20 protein-coding genes are annotated in these 22,264 nt (G+C 67.8%); 7 read left to right on the plus strand and 13 right to left on the minus strand.

The genetic code is table 11. From position 1 onward, the window contains the following. Nucleotides 1-127 precede the first annotated feature (127 nt). Genes ACQPYH_RS38805 through ACQPYH_RS38815 form a run of 3 tightly spaced genes read left to right on the plus strand, consistent with a single transcriptional unit; the run spans nt 128 to nt 3,536 of the window. The gene (locus ACQPYH_RS38805) at nt 128-1,621 is read left to right on the plus strand and encodes a class I adenylate-forming enzyme family protein (RefSeq protein ID WP_432882144.1); all 1,494 of its coding nucleotides are present in this window, start codon (nt 128-130) and stop codon (nt 1,619-1,621) included. Beyond that, nucleotides 1,618-2,835, plus strand: coding sequence for an MFS transporter (locus ACQPYH_RS38810; RefSeq protein ID WP_432882147.1), 1,218 nt, complete (start codon nt 1,618-1,620; stop codon nt 2,833-2,835). The genes ACQPYH_RS38805 and ACQPYH_RS38810 overlap by 4 nt, the downstream gene beginning before the upstream one ends. Beyond that, nucleotides 2,832-3,536, plus strand: a complete 705-nt coding sequence (locus ACQPYH_RS38815; protein ID WP_432882149.1) for an SGNH/GDSL hydrolase family protein — start codon at nt 2,832-2,834, stop codon at nt 3,534-3,536. The genes ACQPYH_RS38810 and ACQPYH_RS38815 overlap by 4 nt, the downstream gene beginning before the upstream one ends. Here the strand turns inward: ACQPYH_RS38815 and ACQPYH_RS38820 are convergent. Genes ACQPYH_RS38820 through ACQPYH_RS38875 form a run of 12 tightly spaced genes read right to left on the minus strand, consistent with a single transcriptional unit; the run spans nt 3,487 to nt 14,366 of the window. Next, nucleotides 3,487-4,815 carry a hypothetical protein gene (locus tag ACQPYH_RS38820; RefSeq protein WP_432882152.1) on the minus strand — a complete coding sequence of 443 codons (1,329 nt, stop codon included), beginning with the start codon at nt 4,813-4,815 and terminating at the stop codon, nt 3,487-3,489. The two genes, ACQPYH_RS38815 and ACQPYH_RS38820, sit on opposite strands and share 50 nt — an antisense overlap. Further along, nucleotides 4,812-5,786, minus strand: coding sequence for an alpha-ketoacid dehydrogenase subunit beta (locus ACQPYH_RS38825; protein WP_432882155.1), 975 nt, complete (start codon nt 5,784-5,786; stop codon nt 4,812-4,814). Before ACQPYH_RS38825 ends, ACQPYH_RS38820 begins: the two co-directional genes overlap by 4 nt. Continuing rightward, a complete protein-coding gene (locus ACQPYH_RS38830; protein WP_432882157.1) occupies nt 5,786-6,727 on the minus strand; it encodes a thiamine pyrophosphate-dependent dehydrogenase E1 component subunit alpha in 942 nt (313 codons plus the stop codon). The genes ACQPYH_RS38825 and ACQPYH_RS38830 overlap by 1 nt, the downstream gene beginning before the upstream one ends. A gap of 4 nt (nt 6,728-6,731) precedes the next feature. Next, the gene (locus tag ACQPYH_RS38835) at nt 6,732-7,517 is read right to left on the minus strand and encodes a DUF3050 domain-containing protein (protein ID WP_432882159.1); all 786 of its coding nucleotides are present in this window, start codon (nt 7,515-7,517) and stop codon (nt 6,732-6,734) included. Nucleotides 7,518-7,528: 11 nt separating this feature from the next. Beyond that, entirely contained in the window at nt 7,529-8,434 is a 906-nt protein-coding gene (locus ACQPYH_RS38840) for a phytanoyl-CoA dioxygenase family protein (RefSeq protein ID WP_432882161.1), read from the minus strand. Then, nucleotides 8,431-9,498 carry a 4-hydroxyphenylpyruvate dioxygenase gene (hppD, locus tag ACQPYH_RS38845; protein ID WP_432882162.1) on the minus strand — a complete coding sequence of 356 codons (1,068 nt, stop codon included), beginning with the start codon at nt 9,496-9,498 and terminating at the stop codon, nt 8,431-8,433. The genes ACQPYH_RS38840 and hppD overlap by 4 nt, the downstream gene beginning before the upstream one ends. After that, on the minus strand, nt 9,498-10,763 hold the full coding sequence (locus ACQPYH_RS38850; protein ID WP_432882165.1) for a beta-ketoacyl-[acyl-carrier-protein] synthase family protein: 1,266 nt from the start codon (nt 10,761-10,763) through the stop codon (nt 9,498-9,500). The genes hppD and ACQPYH_RS38850 overlap by 1 nt, the downstream gene beginning before the upstream one ends. Then, nucleotides 10,760-12,334: a class I adenylate-forming enzyme family protein gene (locus tag ACQPYH_RS38855; protein WP_432882168.1), complete on the minus strand. Its 1,575-nt coding sequence runs from the start codon at nt 12,332-12,334 to the stop codon at nt 10,760-10,762. The genes ACQPYH_RS38850 and ACQPYH_RS38855 overlap by 4 nt, the downstream gene beginning before the upstream one ends. After that, entirely contained in the window at nt 12,331-12,762 is a 432-nt protein-coding gene (locus ACQPYH_RS38860) for a beta-ketoacyl synthase chain length factor (RefSeq protein ID WP_432882170.1), read from the minus strand. The genes ACQPYH_RS38855 and ACQPYH_RS38860 overlap by 4 nt, the downstream gene beginning before the upstream one ends. Continuing rightward, nucleotides 12,759-13,889 carry a beta-ketoacyl synthase N-terminal-like domain-containing protein gene (locus tag ACQPYH_RS38865; RefSeq protein ID WP_432882173.1) on the minus strand — a complete coding sequence of 377 codons (1,131 nt, stop codon included), beginning with the start codon at nt 13,887-13,889 and terminating at the stop codon, nt 12,759-12,761. The genes ACQPYH_RS38860 and ACQPYH_RS38865 overlap by 4 nt, the downstream gene beginning before the upstream one ends. Further along, a complete protein-coding gene (locus ACQPYH_RS38870; RefSeq protein WP_432882176.1) occupies nt 13,882-14,112 on the minus strand; it encodes a phosphopantetheine-binding protein in 231 nt (76 codons plus the stop codon). Before ACQPYH_RS38870 ends, ACQPYH_RS38865 begins: the two co-directional genes overlap by 8 nt. Beyond that, nucleotides 14,112-14,366 (minus strand): acyl carrier protein, encoded by a 255-nt coding sequence (locus ACQPYH_RS38875; RefSeq protein ID WP_132147744.1) that lies wholly within the window; start codon nt 14,364-14,366, stop codon nt 14,112-14,114. The genes ACQPYH_RS38870 and ACQPYH_RS38875 overlap by 1 nt, the downstream gene beginning before the upstream one ends. Before the next feature lie 17 nt (nt 14,367-14,383). Here ACQPYH_RS38875 and ACQPYH_RS38880 point away from each other — a divergent pair, with 17 nt between their 5' ends. Then, nucleotides 14,384-14,977: a 4'-phosphopantetheinyl transferase family protein gene (locus ACQPYH_RS38880; protein ID WP_432882180.1), complete on the plus strand. Its 594-nt coding sequence runs from the start codon at nt 14,384-14,386 to the stop codon at nt 14,975-14,977. On the opposite strand, the gene ACQPYH_RS38885 is transcribed toward ACQPYH_RS38880, so the two are convergent. Beyond that, complete coding sequence (locus ACQPYH_RS38885) at nt 14,908-16,305, minus strand: class I adenylate-forming enzyme family protein (protein WP_432882183.1); 1,398 nt, start codon at nt 16,303-16,305, stop codon at nt 14,908-14,910. The two genes, ACQPYH_RS38880 and ACQPYH_RS38885, sit on opposite strands and share 70 nt — an antisense overlap. Before the next feature lie 376 nt (nt 16,306-16,681). Between ACQPYH_RS38885 and ACQPYH_RS38890 the strand changes: the two genes are divergently transcribed. The 3 genes from ACQPYH_RS38890 to ACQPYH_RS38900 are packed head-to-tail and all read left to right on the plus strand — an operon-like array spanning nt 16,682 to nt 22,258. After that, nucleotides 16,682-19,243, plus strand: a complete 2,562-nt coding sequence (locus ACQPYH_RS38890; RefSeq protein WP_432882186.1) for a glycoside hydrolase family 3 N-terminal domain-containing protein — start codon at nt 16,682-16,684, stop codon at nt 19,241-19,243. A gap of 10 nt (nt 19,244-19,253) precedes the next feature. Then, complete coding sequence (locus tag ACQPYH_RS38895) at nt 19,254-20,537, plus strand: exo-beta-N-acetylmuramidase NamZ family protein (protein ID WP_432882188.1); 1,284 nt, start codon at nt 19,254-19,256, stop codon at nt 20,535-20,537. Beyond that, a complete protein-coding gene (locus tag ACQPYH_RS38900; protein WP_432882190.1) occupies nt 20,534-22,258 on the plus strand; it encodes a serine hydrolase in 1,725 nt (574 codons plus the stop codon). The genes ACQPYH_RS38895 and ACQPYH_RS38900 overlap by 4 nt, the downstream gene beginning before the upstream one ends. Nucleotides 22,259-22,264 lie beyond the last annotated feature (6 nt).

The raw sequence follows: 22,264 nt of genomic DNA on the forward strand, positions 1-22,264 counted from the left end.
CCACTCCCGAATCGCAGGGGTATTCCTTCACACCGCGCAGGGCGCCGATCGAGTAGAGTCACAAGGGACGGCTGGGGGTGGCCGCGCATCCTAGGGGAAGCAGACGAGAATGCCGCCTGATTTCGTCATGCCCGGAAACAGTACCAATTACGTGGGCCAGGTCCTGCAGCTGTTCGAGGAATTCTCCGGGCGTCCCGCACTAGCCCGCGGTGACCGTTCCGCGACGTACGGTGAATTGATCGCCGACGTACTGCGGTTTGCAGGCGCATTTCGCGATGCCGGCGTCCGGCCGGGCGGCAAAGTGCTGGTGATGGCGGCCAACTGCTTCGACGCCCCGGCGCTCCAACTCGCCCTCCACCTGCACGGTTGCCGGGTGTTGTGGAGCGCGCCGATCACGTCCCGCCGCGAGATCGATCGCTTCGCGGCGCTGGCCGACGCCGACTTGTTCGTGTACGACGAAGCGAGCGAGCTCGGCCAGGAGCTGGCGGACTCGCTCGCCCCGATGCCGGCGTACCGGATCGCTGAGCTCGACTCGTCGACGCCGTACGAGATCAGCGCGACACCCGCGCCGGACTCGGTGTTGCAGACCAGCGGGACGACCGGCGATCCGAAGCTGGTTCATCACACGCAGGCGTTCTACGAGCAGATCCTCGAGTTGGCCGCGGCCTTTGTCGCACAAGGGTTTCCGATGCTCCGGCACTACTCGGGGTCACCGCTGTGGCTGGCGAGTGGACAGATCACCACGTTCTTCAACCTGTTCACCGGCGGGGTGCTGTTTCTGACCGACACGTGGTCGCCGGAGGAGTTCTACCGGATCGTGCCGACGGAGCGGATCACATCGACGTATGTCACGCCGCCGATGTTGTACGAAGTGCTTGATTATCCCGGTGGCGCGGAGGTCGATTGCAGCAGCTTGTTCATGTTCAACGTCGGCGCGGGTCCGGCGACGCCGGCGCGGTTACGGCAGGGGATCGAACGCTTCGGTCCGGTACTGCGGATCGTGTACGGGCTGAGCGAGTGCGTCGTGGTGACCGCGCAGCCCGGGTTGACCGCGGACGCGCGGCTGGCGTCGGCGGGCACGCCGTACGGCGATGTGCGGATCGAGATCCGGGACGACGACGGGAAGGTGCTGCCGAACGGACAGACCGGCGAGGTGTGGGTGCAGAGCAACCTGGTCTTCGCCGGGTACCTGAACCAGCCGGAGCTCACGGCCGAGACGCTTGTCGACGGATGGCTGAGGACACGCGACCTCGGGTACGTCGACGACGACGGCTTCCTGTTCCTGGTCGACCGGGTGCACGACATGATCGTCACCACCCGCCGCAACTGGGCGATCTTCTGCCGGCCGATCGAGGACGTGCTGAGCAGTCACCCGGCGGTCAGCACCGCGGCGGTCATCGGCGTCCCCGACCCGGTTGTGGGCGAGGCGGTGCATGCGTTCGTTGTCGTGCGTTCGCCGATCGCAGCAGAAGAGTTGCAGGAGCTGGTGACCACGACCCTGAACGAGATGTGGGCGCCGGCCGCGATCGACTTCGTCGACGAGCTCCCGCTGACGAGGATCGCGAAGGTCGACAAGGTTGCCCTCCGCAAGCTCTACGCCGAGCTGCACCCACAGTCATGACACCCAAACGCGGTCTCGTCATCCTGTTCATCGCGGACGTGCTGTCCGCGGTCGGCAGCCGCATCACCATGGTGGCGATCCCCTGGCTGGTGCTCGTCACCACGGGCAGCGCGGCCCGGATGGGTCTGGTCGCCGCGGTCGAGCTCGTGCCCTACATCATCGCGAGCATCATGGCCGGCCCACTCATCGACACCCTCGGCCCCCGCCGTACGTCGATCCTCGCGAACCTCTCGAGCGCCGTCGCGGTCGCGGCGATCGCGGCCACGACCAGCCTGGGCTTCGCCGCCCTGCTCGTCCTCGTCGCGGTCGCGGGCGCACTCCGCGGTGCAGCCGACCGGGCGAAGGATCTGTTGGTACGCCCAATGGCCGAGGCTGCCAACGTCGAACTGATCCGCATCACGTCCCTGCACGAGGCCCTCGCCCGTGGCGCGACCCTGCTCGGCGCACCGCTCGGCGGCCTGCTGATCTTCTGGACCGACGCCGCCAGCGTGCTGTGGATCGACGCGGTGACGTTCGTGATCTGCGCAGTCCTCGTCGCCGCCTTCGTCCGCCCGCCCGAGGTCGTCGCGGACACCCGTCGGGACAAGTACTTCCGCTCCCTGGCCGAGGGCTTCTCGTTCGTACGACGGGACGAGCTGCTCGCGACGATGCTGATCACGACGTTCACGATCAACATCTTCGCCAGCGCGAGTACGGCGGTCTTCATCCCGGTCTGGGTCCGCGACGAACTCGGTTCACCCGCCGGTCTGGGTCTCACACTGGGGGCATTCTCCGCCGGCGCCTTGCTCGGCAGCATCACGTTCGCCGTACTCGCCACCAAGGTGCCGCGCTACCTGACCTTCGCGATCGGCGCCTTCGTCGGCGGTAGTCCACGGTTGCTAGTTCTCGGTCTCAGCGACAACCTGGCCCTGGTCATGGTGGTGACCTTCCTGTCCGGCATCGGGATCGCCGCGATCAACCCCGTCTTCGGCGCTGCCCTCTACGAACACGTCCCGAAACATCTCCAAGCCAGAGTCATCGGTCTGGTGGCAGCGACATCATTCGCCGGCCTTCCACTAGGTGCCTTGCTGGCCGGTGAGTTGGTCAGCGCCCTCGGCCTGACCCCGGCTTTGATCTGGTCAGGCCTTGCCTGCCTGGTCGTCAGCGTGTTCCCCTTGGTCCACCGCCGCCCCGGGAAGGTTCTCGACGCACCGAGCCCAGTGGAGGCAACGTGAACGAAGCCACTGACCCCTACTGCCTCCGCCCCGGCGAGAGCCTCGAGCTCCTCGCAGACCATCCGTGGCGGAGGTTCGTCGTCCTGGGTGACAGCGTCGTCGAGGGATTGTGCGAGCCGGTCGAGGGATACAGCGATCTCCAATGGGCGGATCGCATCGCCGCCGAGCTCCGCGCCGTACGTCCCGAGCTCGCCTACCTCAACCTCGGCGTCAGCGGACTGCGGACTCGCGAGATCCTCGCCACGCAGCTCGAGCCGGCTCTTGCCTTCGGCCCGGATCTCGCCCTGGTCGTTGGCGGAGGCAACGATGCGTTCCCGGCGACGTACGACGCGGACCGGGTCGATCGCGAACTGACGCTGATGATCACCACGCTGCAAGGTGCGGGCGCGGAGGTGATGACGCTCGGCATGTTCGACATCTCGTACAGCCCCGCTGTCGTCGACTGGTTGCGTCCGGGCCTCAGGCAACGAATGCGAACCCTCTCCGATCACACGGCCGAGATCGCCGAGCAGCTCGGCACGATCCACATCCACCTGACCGACCACCCGCTGTCGACCGATCCGAGTCTCTACAGCAGCGACGGTCGCCACGGCAACGCTCGGAGCGATGCCGTCGCGACCGCCGAAACACTCAGAGCGATCGGGCACCGCCTCAAGGCACCAGCAGCAGACCACTCGTCAGCGCACCCTGGCCAACGTTGACCACCGGCCCCGCGCCGGGAACCGTGAACCGGAGGTAGGCGCCGGCCGCCGTACCTCCGAACAGGTACGGCGCGATGCAGAACGGCACGTCCGCCTCCTGCGTCTCCTCGGTCTCGAGTTGCACGAACTGCATGGTCAACCGGTCCACGTCGACGTGCTGCTGGACGATGTACCCGCCCTCGCTCAGGGCTTCCTCGACTGCGTTCGCCCAGGTTGCCTCATCGACCTCAGGACCGACCACCACACCGACTCCGCCGTACGAACCGTTGGGCTTGAGCACCAGCTGGTTGCGGTCGGCAAGTACTCGATCCCGCAGTCCGGCTGACAGGATCTCGGTCCGCGGGACGTGCTGCCGGACGACCTCGGCATCCACCGGGTCCAGCTCGTAGAGGTCGCTCCACAGCCAGGCCAGGATCGTCTTGCTCGCCAGCAACCAGCTCGCGGTCGCGGTGAACATCCGCACCGACCCGCCGGCGACGGCCGTCCCCAGCGCATCCAGTCCGTCGCTCGGCTTCATACCTTGCGGGACGAACATCCGCAGTACGGCGTCGATCGGCCCGTCGTCGACGCAGAGTCGACCGTCGGCGTCCAGCGTGAGCCACTCGACCGGATACACCCGCATGTCCAGACCGAGCTCACGACCGCGCTCACTGAACGGTTCGAGCAGCTTGATCATCGCCAGGCCGTCCTGCGAACCCGGGTATGTCCCGCCGGTGGTGAAGACCATCGCCAGCCGATCGTCCCCGGTCAGCTGTAACGCCGATCGGACGGCCTCGTACCGCGCGTCGACCGCCGACGCCGGCGCCGTCAACCCAAGATCGTCCAGCACAGGGTCGCCCGCGTAGGCGTTGAGGAACCGGTGAGCGACCCCGTCCGAGTCGTGCGCCCCGCCGAGCGCGCTGTCGATATTGGCCTCCACGACGTACGGCGTCCCGTTGCTCAGCAGGATGTCCGCGCGTACGCCGCCGAGCAGGTCCTCGCTCAACGGCAGGTCCTCGTCCAGCAGGTCGATGTATCCGACCGGCATCCCGAGCGCGCGCCGCAGCTCCCCTGCAGTCGTTGCCCGCCGCAAACACGCGCCCAGGATCAACCGCGCGACGGTTGCCGACAGCTCCGTCATCGATCGGTAGGTGGTGGCAGCCATGATCGGCGGCCGGAGCGGTCGCCACTCCTTGTTGTGCGTCGCCACCCCGTCGTACACCTCCCGCCACGCGGCAGCCCCGCGCGTCACGAGCGCCGTCCGGGTTGCTTCAGGCAACTGGTTCCACACGTCGGTCATCGGTCCTCCAGTACGGCGTTGATCGCGGCGACGAGTTGGTCCCGGTCGGGCTGGATCGCTCGGTCGAGGGCAAGTGCGAACGGCAGGACGGCACCGTCGGGCCGGGTCACGCGGCGAGGTGGGGCGTCCAGGGTGAAGCGTTCGGCGGCGACCGCGAGGATCTCGGCGGCGAATCCGCTGGTCCGGTTGGAGTCGTCGATCACGACGAGGCGGCGGGTCTTGGCGACCGACTTGGCCAAGCCGTCGAGGTCGAGTGGGTAGACGGTGCGCGGATCGAAGACTTCGACCGAGATCCCTTGCCCGGCCAACTCGTCCGCAACGGCCAGCGCATCATGGACCAGGTGGCCGAGGGCAACGACCGTCACATCGTCGCCGGCCCGCACCAGTCGCCCAGTGCCGAGCGGGACAGGCGCGAGGGTGGGGAAGTCGACGTCTTCCCGGACTCCGAGCGCGCCTGAGGGTGCGAAGAAGACCACCGGGTCGTCGTCGCGGATCGCCGACACCAGGAGGCCGTAGGCCTCCGTGGGAGTTGCGGGGACGACGGTCTTGACGCCGACGTGGGCGAGCAAGGTGTAGGGATGATCCGAGTGTTGGCCGGCCCAGCCGGTGCGGGAGCCTGATCCGGTGACGACGTAGGTCACGGGGACCTTGCACTGGCCGCCCGTCATCAGGGAGAACTTGTGGGCCTGGTTCGCGATCTGTTCGAAGACCAGGAACAGCAGCGACGGGATCTGGAACTCGATCACCGGGCGCATCCCGGCCAGCGCCGCGCCGGTCGCGAAGTTCGTGAAGGCCTGTTCGGAGAGCGGGGTGTCGAGTACGCGGTCCGGGCCGAAGCGGGTGAGCAGTCCAGCGGTCAGGTTGGACGCGGCGACGCGGATGTCCTCGCCAAGGAGGAAGACGGACGGATCGTTGTCGAGGGAGTCGGCGAGGGCACGGTTCATCGCCTTCAGGTACGAAAGCTTCGGCATCAGGGCATCACCGCGTACAGGTACTTGAGCGCCTCGGCCGGATCCGGATAGGCGCTGCCCAACGCGAACTCGGCCGCCACGTCGAGGATCGCCTCGACCTCGGCGTCGACCTGTTCCCGCTCGTCGTCCGACAACCGTTCGCCTTGGATCACGACCGGATCCCGCGACCGACCGAACGCGAGCTGATCGGCCGAGCGGTAGTCGAGCCGGACGCGATGCTCGAACGTGTGGTGCGCGTCGAAGCGATACGTCATGCACTCCATGAACGTCGGCCCCTCGCCGGCCCGAGCCCGCGCAACCGCCGCTGTCGTTGCCTCCAGCACCGTTTCCGGATCCTGCCCGTCCACGATGTACGCCGGGATGCCGAACGCTTCTGCCCGCTCCGTGATGCTCCCGGCCACCGCCGACTCGACCGGCATCGTCGTCGCATACCCGTTGTTCTCGCACACGAAGACCACCGGCACTCGCCACAACGCAGCCAAGTTGAGTGCCTCCAGCAACATCCCTTCGTTCATCGCACCATCACCGAAGAACGTGACCGCGACCGTGTCCCGCCCTTGCTTGCGATGGGCCCACGCGGCTCCCGTCGCGATCGACGCGGCAGCGCCGACGATCGCGTTCGCCCCGAGAATCCCCAAGCTGAAGTCGGCCGCGTGCATCGAGCCGCCACGCCCCTTGTTCAGCCCGCTCTCCCGTCCCATCAGCTCGGCGAGCAACCGGCGCGGGTCGACCCCGCGGGCAAGCACATGGCCGTGCCCGCGGTGCGTGCTGGTGATCACGTCGTCCGGCGTCAACGCCGCGCACACGCCCGCCGCGATCGCCTCCTGCCCGACGTACGGATGGATCCCACCGACGATCTCCCCGGACCGCACGAACTCGATCGCCCGCTCCTCGAAGCGACGGATCAAGCGCACGGTCCGGTAGAGATCGACAGTGCTCATCTGGTCAGGCCTTCACAGCCGCGAGGATGGCGTCCCAGAGCCGGGCGCGGGCGGCGAGTGCGCCGTTGATGGTGTCGGCGCAGGCGTCCCACTTCGTCTGGTCGTCGCCGCAGAGGTCGGTGACCATCTGCATCGCCATCGGGGTGTGCTGCTCGCCGTCGACCTCGATGTGCCGCTCGAGATAGTCGACGAAGGTGTTGAGCCGGTTGGACCGCTCGTTCACCGCGACGACCTGCTGGAACATGTCCGGGATCAGATCCTCCCGCCCGAACGCGAAAGCCGCCGCCTGGCAGTGGATCGGCGCGTTCTCGATGATGTCCCAGGTGGTTCCGGCAAAGTCGATCGACGCCTGCGGTACGCCGGCTGCCTTCAACGAGTCGAGCACGGCACCGCCGTTCCGCAGCAGCTCGACCAGCTCCGTGATCGCCGAGGTGTCGGATCCGGCCTCCACCATCCCGTTTACGTACAGCTCGAAGTGGCTGATGAAGCCGTCGCCGAGCTCGTCGCTCTCCTCGACCATGACGATGTCGTTGATCAGCCGACGGCTGCCGGTATGCGCGGTCGGGATCCACGGCACGGTGACACAGGTGAGTTCGCGTTGCAGGGACTTGAGCAGCGACATGAAGTCCCACACCGCGAACACATGGTGTTCCATGAAAGTGACGAGGGCTTCGTGCGTGTCGAGGTTCGCGTACAGCGGGTGCTGGACGACCTTGTCACGGGCATCGCTGACGGCCTTCTCCAACTGCTCGATGCCGGGGTGCGTCTGACCCCAGTCGTAACGGGACATGTCCTGATCTCCTAGCGGTCGGCCCAGAGGGTCGGGCAGTAGTCGGGGTCGGCGTAGTCGGGGTGGCCGGCGGCGGTGCGGCGTACCAGGGCGTCGTGGTTGTAGGCGGCGAGGGTTCCGTCGCTGAGGGGGAACTCGCGGTAGGCGTTGGCGCCGTCCTGGAGGTGCAGCGAGATCGCGCGGCGCGGGCGGTCGGACACGTTGGCGCCGCTGCCGTGGTACGTGCGGCAGTGGTGGAAGTTCATGTGACCGCGCGGGATCGTGATCGGCAGCTTGGTCACCTCGACGCCGTTGTACGCCGCGTTCTCGGCCAGCATCTGGTCGAGCTGCGACCGGTCCCGCTCGGCGAAGTGACGTACGACGGTGTCGTCCGAGCCGATCTCCTGCCAGCGGTGGCTGCCGTCGACCATCGTGATCGTGCCCATCTCCGGCGGGCAGTCGTGGAACGGGATGAACGCGGTCAGCATCCGGTCCGACGACGAGGACGACCAGTAGTGCTTGTCGAAGTGCCAGGGCACGATGTTCGAGGGTTCGCCGGAGATCGGCGGCTTGTAGATCATCGTGGACTGGAAGATCCGGATCTCGTCGGTCTGCGCGAGCCGGGCCGCGACCGCGCCGATCAGCGGCTTGCGGAGGATCTTGGCGAGACCGTCATGCTCGTAGTGCACGTAGTCGTTGTGCCGCTGGACGTCTCCCTTCGACGGGTCCCAGTACGCGAGCTTGGGCGGTGCGAGCGGGAGGGTGCGGTCGCGCTCGCCGGCGTAGTACCGCTCGCTGGCGTTGACGAGCTCGTCGGTCTCGTCGTCGGTGAGCAGCTTCTTGGAGAGGTACCAGCCGTGCTCGTTGAAGAAGGCAACGTCCTCGTCGGTGGGGAGGAGCTCGATCTCCTCCTCGGACAGCTTGAACTCCAACGTCATGAGACCCCCTCGAGCTCGCGCTCCTTCGCCTCGTACAGCGCCTTGATGTTGCCGCTGCCGAACGTCATCGCGCCGCGGCGCTCGATGATCTCCAGGAACAGCGTGCGGCGGACATGCATCGACTCGGTGAAGATCTGCAGGAGTTGACCCCAGTGGTCCCGGTCGACCAGGATGCCGAGCTTCTCCAGGTCCTCGATCGGCGTCTCGACTTCGCCGACCCGTTCGGGCAGCGCCTTGTAGTACGTCGACGGCGACGCGAGGAAGTTGACGCCGCGACCGGCGAGCGTGCTGACGGCCTCGACGATGTTGCTGGTGCGCAAGGCGATGTGCTGTACGCCGGCGCCCGCGTGCCAGCTGAGGAAGTCGTTGATCTGCCCCGGACGGCGGTTCGGATCCGGCTCGATCAGCGTGAATGTGACGTGCTTCGACGGGCTCTGGACGACGGTCGACTCCATCCCCTGCCCCGCGACCTCGATGGTTTCCTCGAAGATCGGCAGGAACCCGAAGACCGTCTCGTAGAACTCGACCGTCGGCTTCAGCTGCCCCGACGGTACGCAGATCGCCAGGTGGTCGATCTCGCTGAACAGCTTCTCGTCCGGCCCGCTCGCCGGCTCGGTGATCTGGATCGCGCCAGGCAGGAACTCGTGCCGCGGTCCACGCCGTTCGACGAGCCGATGGATCACATCGCCGAAGCCACCGACCTCGGCGATCACGACCGTCGTCTCCTGGTCGGTATAGATCACCGGCGCGGCGACCGATTCGGCGCCCCGGGCAAGCAACTCGTTGTAGGCACCCCCAGCGTTGTCGACCTCCAGACCGACGACGGCGACCCCGTCACCATGTCGTTGGACATACGCGGCCGCCGGATGCTCTGCGGTCAGGCCGGACGTCAGCACGATCTGTACCGCGTCCTCGCGCAGCAGCAACGAGCGCTGGCCGGGCAGGCCGGTCTCGGGTCCGCCTTGGCCGTGTATCTGCAGGCCGAACGCGTGCCCGAGGTAGAACGCCGCCTGCCGAGCGTCGCCCACATACAGCTCGACGTGGTCGATCCCGTAGATCTCCATTACGCCATCTCCTCACTGTTGATGTCGCGCCGCTCCGGCGTTGTGGCGGTGCCGAGGAGCAGGCTGACGTTCTGACCGCCGAAGCCGAACGAGTTCGACAGCGCATACTCGAGCCGGACGTCGCGGGGCTCCTTGCGGACGTGATCCAGCGGGCAGGCCGGATCCGGGTCGTCCAAGTGGTACGTCGGGGGCAGCAGCCCGGTCGTGATGGCACCGACTGCCGCCACCGCCTCGACCACACCGGAGGTCCCGAGCATGTGGCCGGTCAGCGCCTTGGTCGAGCTGACCGCCGGCTGGTGCTCGCCAAAAGCTTTGCCAATAGCAACCGACTCGGCCACGTCTCCGAGCTTCGTACTGGTGCCGTGCGCGTTGACGTAACCGACCTGCTCGGGCCGGATCCGGCCACTTGCCATCGCCAGCCGCATACACGCCGCAGCGCCCTCCCCGTCGGGCCTCGGAGCAGTCGGATGATGCGCGTCGGAGTTCACCCCGTAACCCGCCACATCCGCATACCCGGCGGCACCTCGGGCTGCAGCATGCTCTGTGCTTTCCAGTACGAGGAGAGCGGCGCCTTCGCTCAACACGAACCCATTCCGCCGTACGTCGAACGGCCGGCTCGCCTCGGCCGGGTCCTCCCATCCACGAGCCAGCGCCCGTGCGTTGGCGAAGGTCTCCGCGAAGGTGGGGAACAGCGGAGCCTCACTCGCTCCGCACAACACCACGTCGACCTCGCCGGAACGGATCAGCCGTACGGCGTCGGCGATCGCCTGGGCGCCGGATGCACACGCCGTACCGACTGAGGACGTATATCCGCGGATGCCATGGCGGATGGCGACTCGGGCGGCCGGCATATTCGGGAGGATGCCGGTGAGGAGGTACGGGCTGACCGCGGCGCGGCCGCGTTCTGCGCGGGACAGGACTTGCTGCTCGAGGGTCGCCATCCCGCCGACCCCGCCCACGATGATGCCGATCCGCTCGGGATCGACGGTGTCGCCGACGACCAGCCCGGCATCGGCGAGCGCGTCCGCGGCGGTGAGTTGGGCGAGGATGACGGTGCGGTCCATCACCTTGCCGTCGGGGCCCTTGGTGAGGTCGCCGGCGTCGAAGGGCGGCAGGATGCCCGCCAGTTCGATCGAGTTGGCGATCGGGTGGTCCGCGGGTGGTTTGACGATGCCGGATCGCCCGTGCAGCAGGGCGTCGTACGCCTCGCGTGGGGTGCGGCCGACCGGAGTCATCAGGCCGATTCCCGTGATGGTGGCGTTCATGAGCGAGCCTCCCGGAGGGCGACCTTGCGGACCTTTCCGGTCACCGTGACCGGCACCTCGCCCGTGCCGACGACAGTGACGTTGCGAAGAATTGCGGCGACCTCTTCCCCGACGGCTGCGCGTACGTCGGCGGTGCGGTCGCGGTCGGGGGCGTCCGGGGAGAGTTCGAGCAATACGTCGGCGACGTACCGGCCCTCGTCCGGGGTGATGATCACCGTGCAGTCGTCGACCTCGGGGAGTGCCGCGAGGATGCGTTCCTCGGACATCGAGGTGAAGAGTTGCGGACCTTCGAAGCCGGCTACCGCATCCGGCACGCGGTCGAGGTGGAAGTAGTGGCCGGTGTCGTCGCGGTACGCGAGGTCGCCGGTGAGGAACCAGCCGCTCAAGCGGAAGCGGTACGTCGTCACCGAGTCGTTCCAGTAGCCCGGCGACACGGACGGCGAGCGGAAACCGAGCAGGCCGACCTTGCCCGGCGGCAGTTCCTCGCCGGTCGAACTCAGGACAGCTGCCTGCGCGAACTCGTACGGCTTGCCGATGCAGCGGCCGTACTGGTCGCTGTCGACCGTGTGCGTGATGTGGAAGCCGTTGTGGCCCATCTCGCTGGAGCCGAGACCGTCGATGAAGTGACTGCCCGGGACGGTATGGCGTCCTTCGCGGGTGACCCTCTCACGGGTGCCGACGGCAACGAGTTTGCGGATGTGGGGTTCGTGCGCACAGTCGCCGGTGTTGAACCACATCCGGACCGAGTCGAGGTCGTGGTTGCTCAGGTCCTCGCGGGCGAGTCCGGCCCAGGTGACCGCGAATCCGTAGACCGAGTGCGGCTTCCAGCGCTCGATGTTCCGCAGGACGTACGGCGCGTCCTGGCTGGAGAGCAGGAGCATCTCGGCGCGGTTGCCGAGGACCTGGTTGACCATCAGGACCGTCGCCGTGTGCGGCATCGGCAGCGCGTTCAGGATCCTGTCGGTGCCTTGCGCCTGCGGCATGGTCAGGAGGTGTTTGAGAGCGGCGTACAAGGTGGTGTGGGTGTGGAGGACAGCCTTCGGTACGCCGGTGGTGCCGCTGGTATGCGTGATGACGACCGGGTCGTCCGCGTGATGCTGGTAGTGCTCGGGGGCCTTGGTGGGATCGCCGACGGCCTCGCGTGGCTCGGCGAGGACGTCTGTTTGCAGGAGCGGTTTGTGAGCCGCATCCGCGAGTACCGCGGTCGCGCGCAGCCGGCGGATGTACTCGTCGGCGATGGCCGGGGCCATCTTGCCGTTCATCAGGGCCGGGATCGCACCGACCCGCGTCAGCGCGAGGAAGCTCAGCACAACGTCTTGCGCCTCGGTCGCCCAGACGGCGACCACGTCACCGCGGGTGATGCCGTGGTCGTGCAGCCACGCCGTACGTGCTTGAACTCGTTCGTTGAGTTCACCGAGGGTCAGGGGGTGCTCGGCCGGGAAGTGGTCGACCGGGGTGTCGAAGGTCAGGCCGGGGCCGCTCGGGTCGGCGCCGTACTTGAGGACCGTTGCCAGGACGTTGCCGGTGCCGATGTCCGGATCGGCGGCCAGTTGGGCTCTGAGACTCTTCACGTCGGATCTCCCCCACTCACGATCTGCGCGAACGCCCGGTCCGCGGTCACCTGCACGATCAGCACCTGCTCGGCGTCTCCGTCGGCGAGCAGCAGCTCGGCCTCGTCGGGTCCGCCGTTCGTCACGCACACCACCGGGCCGCGCAGCTCCCACTTGGCCGCGATCCATCCGGCGATGCTGTTGGGCACCGACTGGAAGAAGTACAACGGACCGATGCGCTTGCCCTCGGCAACTGCTTGCCTCACGTGCTCCGCGCCGGCGCGATCACCTTCACTCACGAGCACGATCCCCGTCAGCGGTTCGGTATCCACCTGAGCCAGACACCGCTCAGCAGCCGCAACCACCATCGGATTGAACGCCGACCCCACAAACCCCGGCACCCCCGGCAGTTCGCCGCCATCCCAGCGCCCCTCGGCCAACGTCTTCATCCGACCCGCACCACCAATGCGGTATTAGCCCCACCAAACGCAGAGTTGAGCGACATGGCGTACGGCGAGGTAACCAACCGAGGCGCATCCAAAATCAAATCCACCTGACAGGCCGGATCCGCCTCCAGAAACCCAGCATTAACCGGCAACTTCCCTTGCCGAAGCGCAGCCACCATCACCACAAACTCCACCAACCCCGAAGCCTCCAACGCATGCCCGTGCACGCCTTTCGTAGAAGAAACACCTGGCCCGCCTCGCCCCGCTCGGCCGGCGGCGGTGAATGCCGCGCCGGCAGCACTCATTTGGTGGGTTGACTCACCAGGCTGGGGGTTGGCCAACTGCATTCGGGTGGGTGAACCCACAATCTGGTGGGTGAGCCCACCAAACGTGTGGGTGAGGGCGGCGGCTTCGGCGTTGTCGGCGAAGGCCGTGCCGGTGGCGTTGGCGTTGACGTAACCGATCTGGTCCGGAGCGACACCGGCCTTACGGAGTGCGCTCTGGATGGCGGCCGCCAGTCCGCGCCCGCTCGGCGCGGGTTGGACGGGGTGGTGGGCGTCGCCGGTGCGGGAGCAGGCGAGTAGCTCGGCTAGGCCTTCGCCTGGTTGGAGGACTACTGCGGCTACGCCGTCGCCCAACAAGGTGCCCGTGCGGTCTAGAGAGAAGGGGCGGACGGCGCCGTCGGTTGAGAGGGCTCGGCCGGTGTCGAAGAGGGCGTACTGGTAGGGCTCGACCAGGTAGGCGGCGGCTACTACGACCCGGCTGAGGCGACCTAGGCGGATGAGGGTGGCTGCGTCGGCGAGGGCTGTGGTGGCGGAGACGCAGGCTGAGGTGTACGTGCGGAGTTGGCCGAAGTCGCGGGTGGGCGGCTCGTGGAGGGCGAGCAGGAGCGGTGTCGTGTTGCGGTCGACACCGGCCTGCGCGCACGCCTCCGCGATTGCATGGTCGAGTTCTTCTTCCAGCGTGCCGGCGTCCACGGCGATCGCGGCGTGGTGCGTACGGCGGTTGCTCGTGTCGAAGCGCGTGACCTCGGCGAAGGCCGGCGTACCCGACAACTGCGCCGAGGGACCACGGCCGAGCGCAGTCATGATCGACATACCGGTGACGGCGACCGGCAACGACTCAGACATGGCTCGTCAGCACTTCGCGGAGTACGGCGACCGCGTCGTCGATCGTGCTCATGCGTTCGAGCTGGTCGTCGTCGAGCGCGACGCCGTACTGCTGCTCGACCTGATGGACCAGCCAGGCCAGTTCCATCGAGTCGAGCCGTTCGGCGTCCGGCGGGCGCGGGCCGAGGCCGGCCAGCCAGGTGAGGATCTCGGCCCGCCCGGGCGGGGGTGGGGTCAAGGTCATCAGACCTGCTGAGCTACCCGGCCGGCCACCTCGGTGGTGAACTCGCCGACCGTCATCAACGCCAACTGCTCGGACTCGTCGTCGGAGAACCTGACCCCGAACCTGTCCTCGACCCGCACCGACAGGTCCGCCAGCGCGAGCGATTCCAGATCCACCCCGGCCGGCCCGAGCGTGGTGTCGTCGTCGACACCTTCGGTGTCGTAGTTCATGTCCTGCAGCTGCGCAATGACGAATGCGCGAACCTCGTCCTTCATGGGGTTACCTTCTTTCGGTGGGAGCTCCGGTACATGTCTGGGTGGCGCCGGCCGGCGCCGAGCCGCGCGCGGCGGCCCACACACTTCTGCTCGAGTTGGCGGGCACGCTCGTCCCCAGTCCTCGGCTCAGCCACGGCCCGGACGGTCAGCCGCTCGTCCCGGGGCTGGCGGTGAGCGTCAGCCACACGCATCACCTGGTCGCCGTCGTCGCGTCGTACGACGGGCCGCTTGGCGTGGATCTTGAGGAGGTGTATCCCCGCGAGGTGCAGGCGTTGGCCATGCGGTGGTTCGGCGCGGAGGAGCTGGCGTGGACGAAGCGGCAACCTGATGAACTGATCGCCTTCCTTCGACTGTGGACGGCGAAGGAAGCCGTGGGGAAGGCGCTTGGGAAGGGATTGCGCGGGACGGGGTTGCGGCGGGTGATGCCGCTTGGAGGTGGAGTGGTGGAGTCGGAGCCGCACCTGTTGGTGACGTATGTGCCGTGGCCTGGTGCGGTGCTGGCCCTTGCGGCGCCCGTCGGCCTGACGGAGATCGTCGTCCATCACGAGACCGCTTTGCGCAGCGTGGACACGTCACGGACGAGCTTGCCGGTGGTTGTCCGAGGCAACTGATTGAGCAGGTGCACGGTGCGGGGCCGTTTGTACGTCGCCAGCTGCTGCGCCAGCTCCGCCTCGAGATCCACCAACGACCGCGGCTGGTTCAGCTGCACGTACGCCGTGATTGCGCCGTCGAAGGCGACCACCGCGGCCTCGACCCCGCGCAACGACGCGAGCGCCGCCTCGACCTCCGTCAGATCGACCTTCAACCCGCCGACGGAGACCTGCGAATCCAGCCGGCCCTTGATGCTGACCAGCCCCGTCTCCGGATCGACAACGCCGGCGTCCCGCGTGTGCAGCCAGCCGTCGGACCAGCGGGTCGGATCGGACAGCCCGAGGTACGGCGACTCCGCGCGAGCCACCTGCAGTTCGCCGTCGACGACGCGGACCGAGATCCCTGGCGCGGGCCGGATCGCCGGCCGGTGCTCGCCGTACAGGTCGGTGCCGATGACCCCGACCTCGGTCATCCCGTACATGTTCCCGAGCGGTACGCCGTACTTCTCCTCGAACGCCCGCGATACCGCCGCCCGCACCAGCTCCCCACCCGTGGTCATCCGCTTGAACTGCGGCAACCACGGCGGATCCTGCACCGACGCGAGCAACCCGATGTGGAACGGCACCCCGAGCACCGTCGCCGGTGTCGTCGCCGCCCCGATCGCCTGCACGATCGCATCCCCCGTGAGACGAGCGGGCGGCTGCAGTTCGACGCCGGCATGCAGCCCGTGGAGCAGACCGCCCACCAGACCGAGGACATGCACCATCGACGGCAGCAGGATCAGTCGCTCACCACGCTGCGGTACGCCGTCGATCTGCGTGTACCGCAGTACCTCCGCGACCAGGTCGTCCGCAGTACGCCCGATCACCTTCGACGGCCCGGTCGATCCCGAGCTCAGCTGTACGACGGCATGCGCGGTGCCGGCCGGATGACCGGAGTAGCTCGCCAGGTCCGTGTCGACCTCGACGAACGTCCGCAGCCCGGACTGCACCGGACGCTCCGGCGACACGACGACCTGCGGCACCAACCGCTCGATCGCCCGCCGGACCTCGTAGTCGGTCAGCCGGTGGTCGAGCAGAATGGCCTGCCCGCCGCCGCGCCAGATCGCCAGCAAATGCGTCACGAACGCCATCGACGGCGGCAACCGCAACGCCACCGCACCACCCGGCCGGAAACCGGACTGCGCCAATTCCGTTTGCCGTCCGAGCACCAAACGGCGTAATTTCAAACGATCAATAGGATCGGGCAGCCGGAAGCAAACCTCGTCGTCCGGCCCGGCCAGCAAGACATCGTCGACCCACTCTGCCCCTAGGGTGGTCCCAGGCACAACGACAGCACCATCGGTCATCCGAGCTCCAAAGTTCTTTACACACAAAGGATTCGAAGACCAGTGCCCCCACCAAGGCCTGGCGATGACGCGACGATACGACACGATCACACAACTGCGCCATGAACCAGCGGCAATGAAAAGCCCTCGATCGAGTCATTCAAATAGCCGAATTGCAAACCGCTCGAAATCGTCGGGCAGGTTAGAAATACAGTCGCCCGCATCGACTGGATGCCGGGTTCTCCCGCACCGGACACGCGGCCCGGCAGACCGCCGCGCGTCACCGACTCTTGACCCACCGTGCGCGCGTGGGTAACTTTCGCGTCGTGGGGGAGTATCTGTAATTCAATTACCTTGGCGCTCGCCCCTGCCCGCCTGCACAGAGTTGGTGACCCCCATGGAACTGACCCGCCGCCAGACCCTCGGCCTCGCGGCGGCGACCGTCGCGGGGACGACGGTCGCTGCCAGCACGAGCGCAGATGCCACCCCGAACCGCTGGGTCCGCGACACGATGCGCCGGATGACGCTCGAGCAGAAGGTCGGCCAGCTGTTCGTCTGCTACGCGTACGGCCCGACGGCCGGCACCGCCGACGCCCGCAACACCAGCCTGTACGGCGTGGCCACGCCGGCCGAGGTGGTCGCCAGGTTCAACCTCGGCGGCGTCATCTACTTCACCTGGACCGACTCGACGAAGGACCCGCAGCAGATCGCGCGCCTGTCGAACGGCCTGCAGGAGGCGTCGCTCGCCAACAGTGGCATCCCGCTGCAGATCGGCACCGACCAGGAGCACGGCTCGGTCGTCCGGGTCGGTCCGCCCGCCACCCAGTTCCCCGGCGGGATGGCGCTCGGCGCGACCCGCTCAGCGGCGTACGCGCGCTCGGCCGGAGCGATCGCCGGCCGCGAGCTGAAGGCAATCGGCATCACCACCGACTTCGCCCCGGATGCCGACGTCAACGTCAACCCGCTGAATCCGGTGATCGGTGTCCGCTCGGTCTCCTCCGACCCGACGTTGGTCGCCGAGCTCGTCGCCGCACAGGTGAAGGGCTACCAGCGCGACGGCCGCGTCGTCTCGACCGCGAAGCACTTCCCCGGCCACGGCGACACCGCGACCGACAGCCACACCGGCATCCCGGTGATCGGTCACACCCGCGAGGAGTGGACCCGGATCGACCTGCCGCCGTTCCAGGCCGCGATCCGGGCCGGCATCCAGTCGATCATGACCGCGCACATCGTCGTACCGGCGCTCGATCCGTCCGGCGATCCGGCGACGTTGAGCCGGCCGATCCTGACCGGGATCCTGCGCGAGCAGCTCGAGTTCGACGGGGTCGTGATCACCGACTCGCTGGGGATGCAGGGCGTCCGCGACAAGTACGGCGATGCCGAGATCCCGCTGCGGGCGATCGAGGCCGGCGTCGACCAACTGCTGATGCCTGTCGATCCGGGGCTCGCCTACACCTCGGTCCTCGACGCGGTGCGCAGCGGCCGGATCAGCGAGGCCCGCATCGACGAGAGCGTCGGGCGCATCCTCACGCTGAAGCACGACACCGGTCTGGTCGACCATCCGTACGTCGACCTGGCCCGCGTCGCGAAGATCGTCGGTACGCCGGCCAACTACGCCGAGGCCCAGCACATCGCGGACCGCAGTACGACGCTCCTCCGCGACGACGCCGCCCTCCTGCCGCTCTCCCCCGCACCGCGCACGATCCTCGTCACCGGCTACAGCCCGACAAACCTGGCGACGGCGCTGCAGTCCCGGGGCGCGACCGCGGTCGTGAAGGACACCGGCACGACGCCGACCGACGCCAAGATCGCCGACGCGGTGGCGACGGTGGCGGATCTGACGGTCGTGCTGACCAACAAGGCATGGGACACGGCGGTCACCGACAAGCAGGCCAAGCAGCAGAAGCTCGTCAACGCGCTACTCGCGACGGGACGACCGGTCATCGTCGTCCCGGTCCGCGACCCGTACGACGTCGCGTACTTCGACCCCGCGCCGACGACACTCGTCACCTACGGCAGCACAGCGCCGTCCATGGAGGCGCTCGCCAAGGTCCTGTACGGCGAGATCGCGCCAACGGGGAAGCTCCCGGTGGAGATCCCCGGCAAGCCGGATCCGAACGGCGGCCCCGTGCCGGTCATGCACCCGTTCGGCCACGGCCTGACCTTCGACGCGAAGCAGACCCGCCTGACCGTTGCCTCTTACAACATCCACGCGGGCGCCGGCGAGGACAACGTCTTCGATCTCGACCGCACCGCCCAGGCCCTGAAGGCGCTCGATGCGGATGTGATCGGCCTGCAGGAGGTCGACGTCCACTGGGATGTTCGTAGCCAGTGGCTGGACACTCTCGCCGAGCTCGCGGCCAAGCTGGGCATGCACTTGGCGTTCGCGCCGATCTACGACTTGGACCCGCCCGCGGCCGGTCAGCCGAGGCGTCAGTACGGCGTCGGGCTGCTCTCCCGCTTCCCGCTGATCCGGACCGAGAACCATCCGATCACGCGCCTGTCCACGCAGGATCCGAATCCGGTCCCTGCCCCCGCGCCCGGCTTCCTCGAGGCCGAGCTCGAGGTGCACGGACGTCGGCTGCATGTCTACTGCACGCATCTGGACTATCGAGCCGATCCGTCCGTTCGGCAGCTGCAGGTAGCAGACACGCTCAAGATCCTGGCCCAGGACCGCAAGAAGGATCTGCAGGTGCTGGTCGGCGACTTCAATGCGGAGGCCTCGGCGCCCGAGCTGGCCGGGTTGTGGACGCGGCTCACCGACTCGTGGTCCGCGGCCGGTTCGACGACCGGCGGGCCGTACACCTACCCGGCGGTCGCCGCCACCAAGCGGATCGACTTCGTCACGGTCGGTACTAACCTGAATGTGCTCCGTGCCGAGGTGCCCGCCGAAGTCCCCGTGGCTGAGGCTGCCAGCGACCACCGCCCGATGATTGCTGACCTCTCGTTCCGTCCCTGAGGAGATGCCCATGAAGCGACGTAGTTTGCTGGCCGGCGCCGGTGCGCTGGCCGCCGCACCGCTGATCGACGTACCGGCCGCCCAGGCCGCAGAGCCCGCGTCGAAGCGCAAGGTGATGACCGGCGCCGAGGTGCTGGCGAAGGACGGCTGGCGCGCGCTGGCCGGGCAGAAGGTCGGCGTGATCAGCAACCCGACCGGGATCCTGCCGGACTACCAGCACATCGTCGACACGATGCACGCGTCCGGGAAGGTGAACATCGTCGCGGTGTTCGGCCCCGAGCACGGCTTCCGCGGCAGCGCCCAGGCGGGCGGTTCGGAGGGGGATCACGTCGACCCGCGCACCGGGATCATGGTCTACGACGCGTACGGCGCGAACGCGGACAAGCTGGCCGGCCTGTACGCGAAGTCCGGCGTCGAGACCGTCGTCTTCGACATCCAGGACGTCGGTGCCCGCTTCTACACCTACATCTGGACGATGTTCGAGGCGATGCTCGCCGCGGTCCGCACCGGCGCGAAGTTCGTCGTCCTCGACCGCCCGAACCCGGTCGGCGGCTACGCGCGCGGTCCGATGCTGAAGCCCGGATATACCTCGGGCGTCGGTAAGAAGGAGATCGTCCAGCAGCACGGTATGACCGTCGGCGAGCTGGCCCGCATGTTCAACGCGGAGTACCTGCCGCTCGAGCCGAACGGCGGCCGGCTGAAGGAACTCCAGGTCATCGAGGTGTCGAACTGGAAGCGCGACCAGCTGTACGACGACACCGGTCTGACCTGGGTGATGCCGAGTCCGAACATGCCGACCCCGGACACCGCCCTGGTGTATCCGGGCCTGTGCCTGTTCGAGGCGACCAACATGTCCGAGGGCCGCGGTACGACGCGGCCGTTCGAGCTGATCGGCGCGCCGTACGTCGACTATCGGTGGGCCGAGGCGCTGCAGACCAAGCACATCCCGGGAGTCGCATTCCGGGAGGCGTACTTCACGCCGACGATCAGCAAGAACGCCAACGTGCTCTGCGGCGGCGTCCAGGTCCAGATCACCGACCCGCACAGCGTCGAGGCGATCACGGCGGCGACGCACATGATCGTCGAGGCCCGTAAGCTCTACCCGGAATTCACCTGGCGGGAGGAGACCCCACCCGGCCGGTGGATCGATCTCCTGACCGGCTCCGATCGGTTCCGGACCATGCTTTTGGCGGATGCGACCGCCGAGGAGATCGTGGCAGCCTGGAAGCCCGAGACCGACGCCTGGACGGCGCGGCGGGCGAAATACCTTCTGTACAAGGGCGCGCACCGATGAGACGGCTGGCGGCGCTCACGATTGCTTCGGCGGTGATGGTGACGATGGGAACGCCTGCAGTTGCTGGCGGCAACAATTCGGGCCGGTTCGACCACCCGTACGACGGGTACGCGCCGAAGTCGACGCTGCTGCGTGACTCGACCCCGGCTGCCGCGGGTCTCGACCCGGCGCCGATCGACGCGGCCCTGACCCAGGTCGCCGGCTGGACGCAACCGAGCGGAGCGACGAAGCCGCTGTATGCCGGCGCGGTCACGCTGCTCGGCCACGACGGGAAGGTCGTCACCCGGACGGCCACCGGCATGGCGCTGAAGTACGCCGACGGCGCCGGCACCGAGCTGCCGCCGGACCAGCAGATCCCGATGCGGACCGACACGATCTTCGACCTGGCGTCGGTCTCGAAGCTGTTCACGTCGATCGTCGTGATGCAGCTGGTCGAGAAGGGCAAGATCGACCTGGACGCGCCGATCGCGACGTACGTCCCGGAGTTCGCGGAGAACGGCAAGGAGTCCGTGACCGTCCGGATGGCGCTCACGCACACCAGCGGCTTCCCGTCCTGGCTGCCGCTGTGGAGCTCGCAACCGGACCCGGCCTCGCGGCTGCACATGGCGCTGACCGCGAAGCTGCAGAACCCGCACGGCTCGACGTATCTCTACAGCGACCTGAACCTGATCTCGCTCGGCGAGGTCGCGCACCGGGTGACCGGCAAGACGCTCGACAAGCTGGTCGCCGACGGCATCACCAAACCGCTGCAGATGCGCGACACCGGCTACAACCCGGACCCGAAGAAGAAGCCCCGGATCGCAGCCACGGAGTACCAGACCTCGCCGCCGCGCGGGATGGTGTGGGGCGAGGTGCACGACGAGAACGCCTGGTCCCTGGGCGGCGTCGCCGGACATGCGGGCGTTTTCAGTACTGCGGACGACCTCGCCGTGCTGGCGCAGACGTTCCTGAACGGCGGCAGCTACCGCGGCGCGCGGATCCTCAAGGAATCCTCGGTCACCGCGATGATCACGAACTTCAACCAGGGCTTCCCGGGGAACGACCACGGCCTCGGCTTCGAGCTCAACCAGCGGTGGTACATGGGTGGCTTGTCCGGGCCGCGCGCAGCCGGCCACACCGGGTACACCGGCACGTCGATCGTGATCGACTTCGACTCGCGCTCGTTCGCGATCCTGCTGACCAACCGGGTCCACCCTTCGCGTGATTGGGGTAGCAACAACCCGGCCCGCAGGGCTGTGACCCAGGGGCTCGCGCTGGCGCTCGGCGTCGGCCCGCGCCACGGCAAGGACGCCTGGTTCTCCGGTACGACGGACGGCGCGACCACCACGCTCTCGACCAAGGTCGCCGTACCGGCGGGCGGAGCGAAGCTGGCCTTCGACCTGTTCGTCGACACCGAGGACACGGATCTGCTGTATCTGGAGACGTCCGCGGACGGCTCGACCTGGACCAAGGTGCCGTTCTCGGTGCGTGATCGCGGCTCGGTGACCGATACCGACGGCTCGATCAGCGGTTCCGGCGACCGGCACTGGCATCAGGCGACCGCGGAGCTCGGCGCCGGCGACCAGACGATCCGGTGGCGGTACACGAGCGACCCGCTGTACCAGGGCCGCGGTGTCTACGTCGACGGTGTGAAGATCACGAGCGGGACTGGTGTTCTTCTCGACGGTGAACGAACGCCTGAATCATTTACCGCAACAGGTTGGAGACTTTCGCGTCGGTGACCCCAC

Source organism: Kribbella sp. CA-245084 (assembly GCF_050942355.1).
Classification (GTDB): Bacteria; Actinomycetota; Actinomycetes; order Propionibacteriales; family Kribbellaceae; genus Kribbella.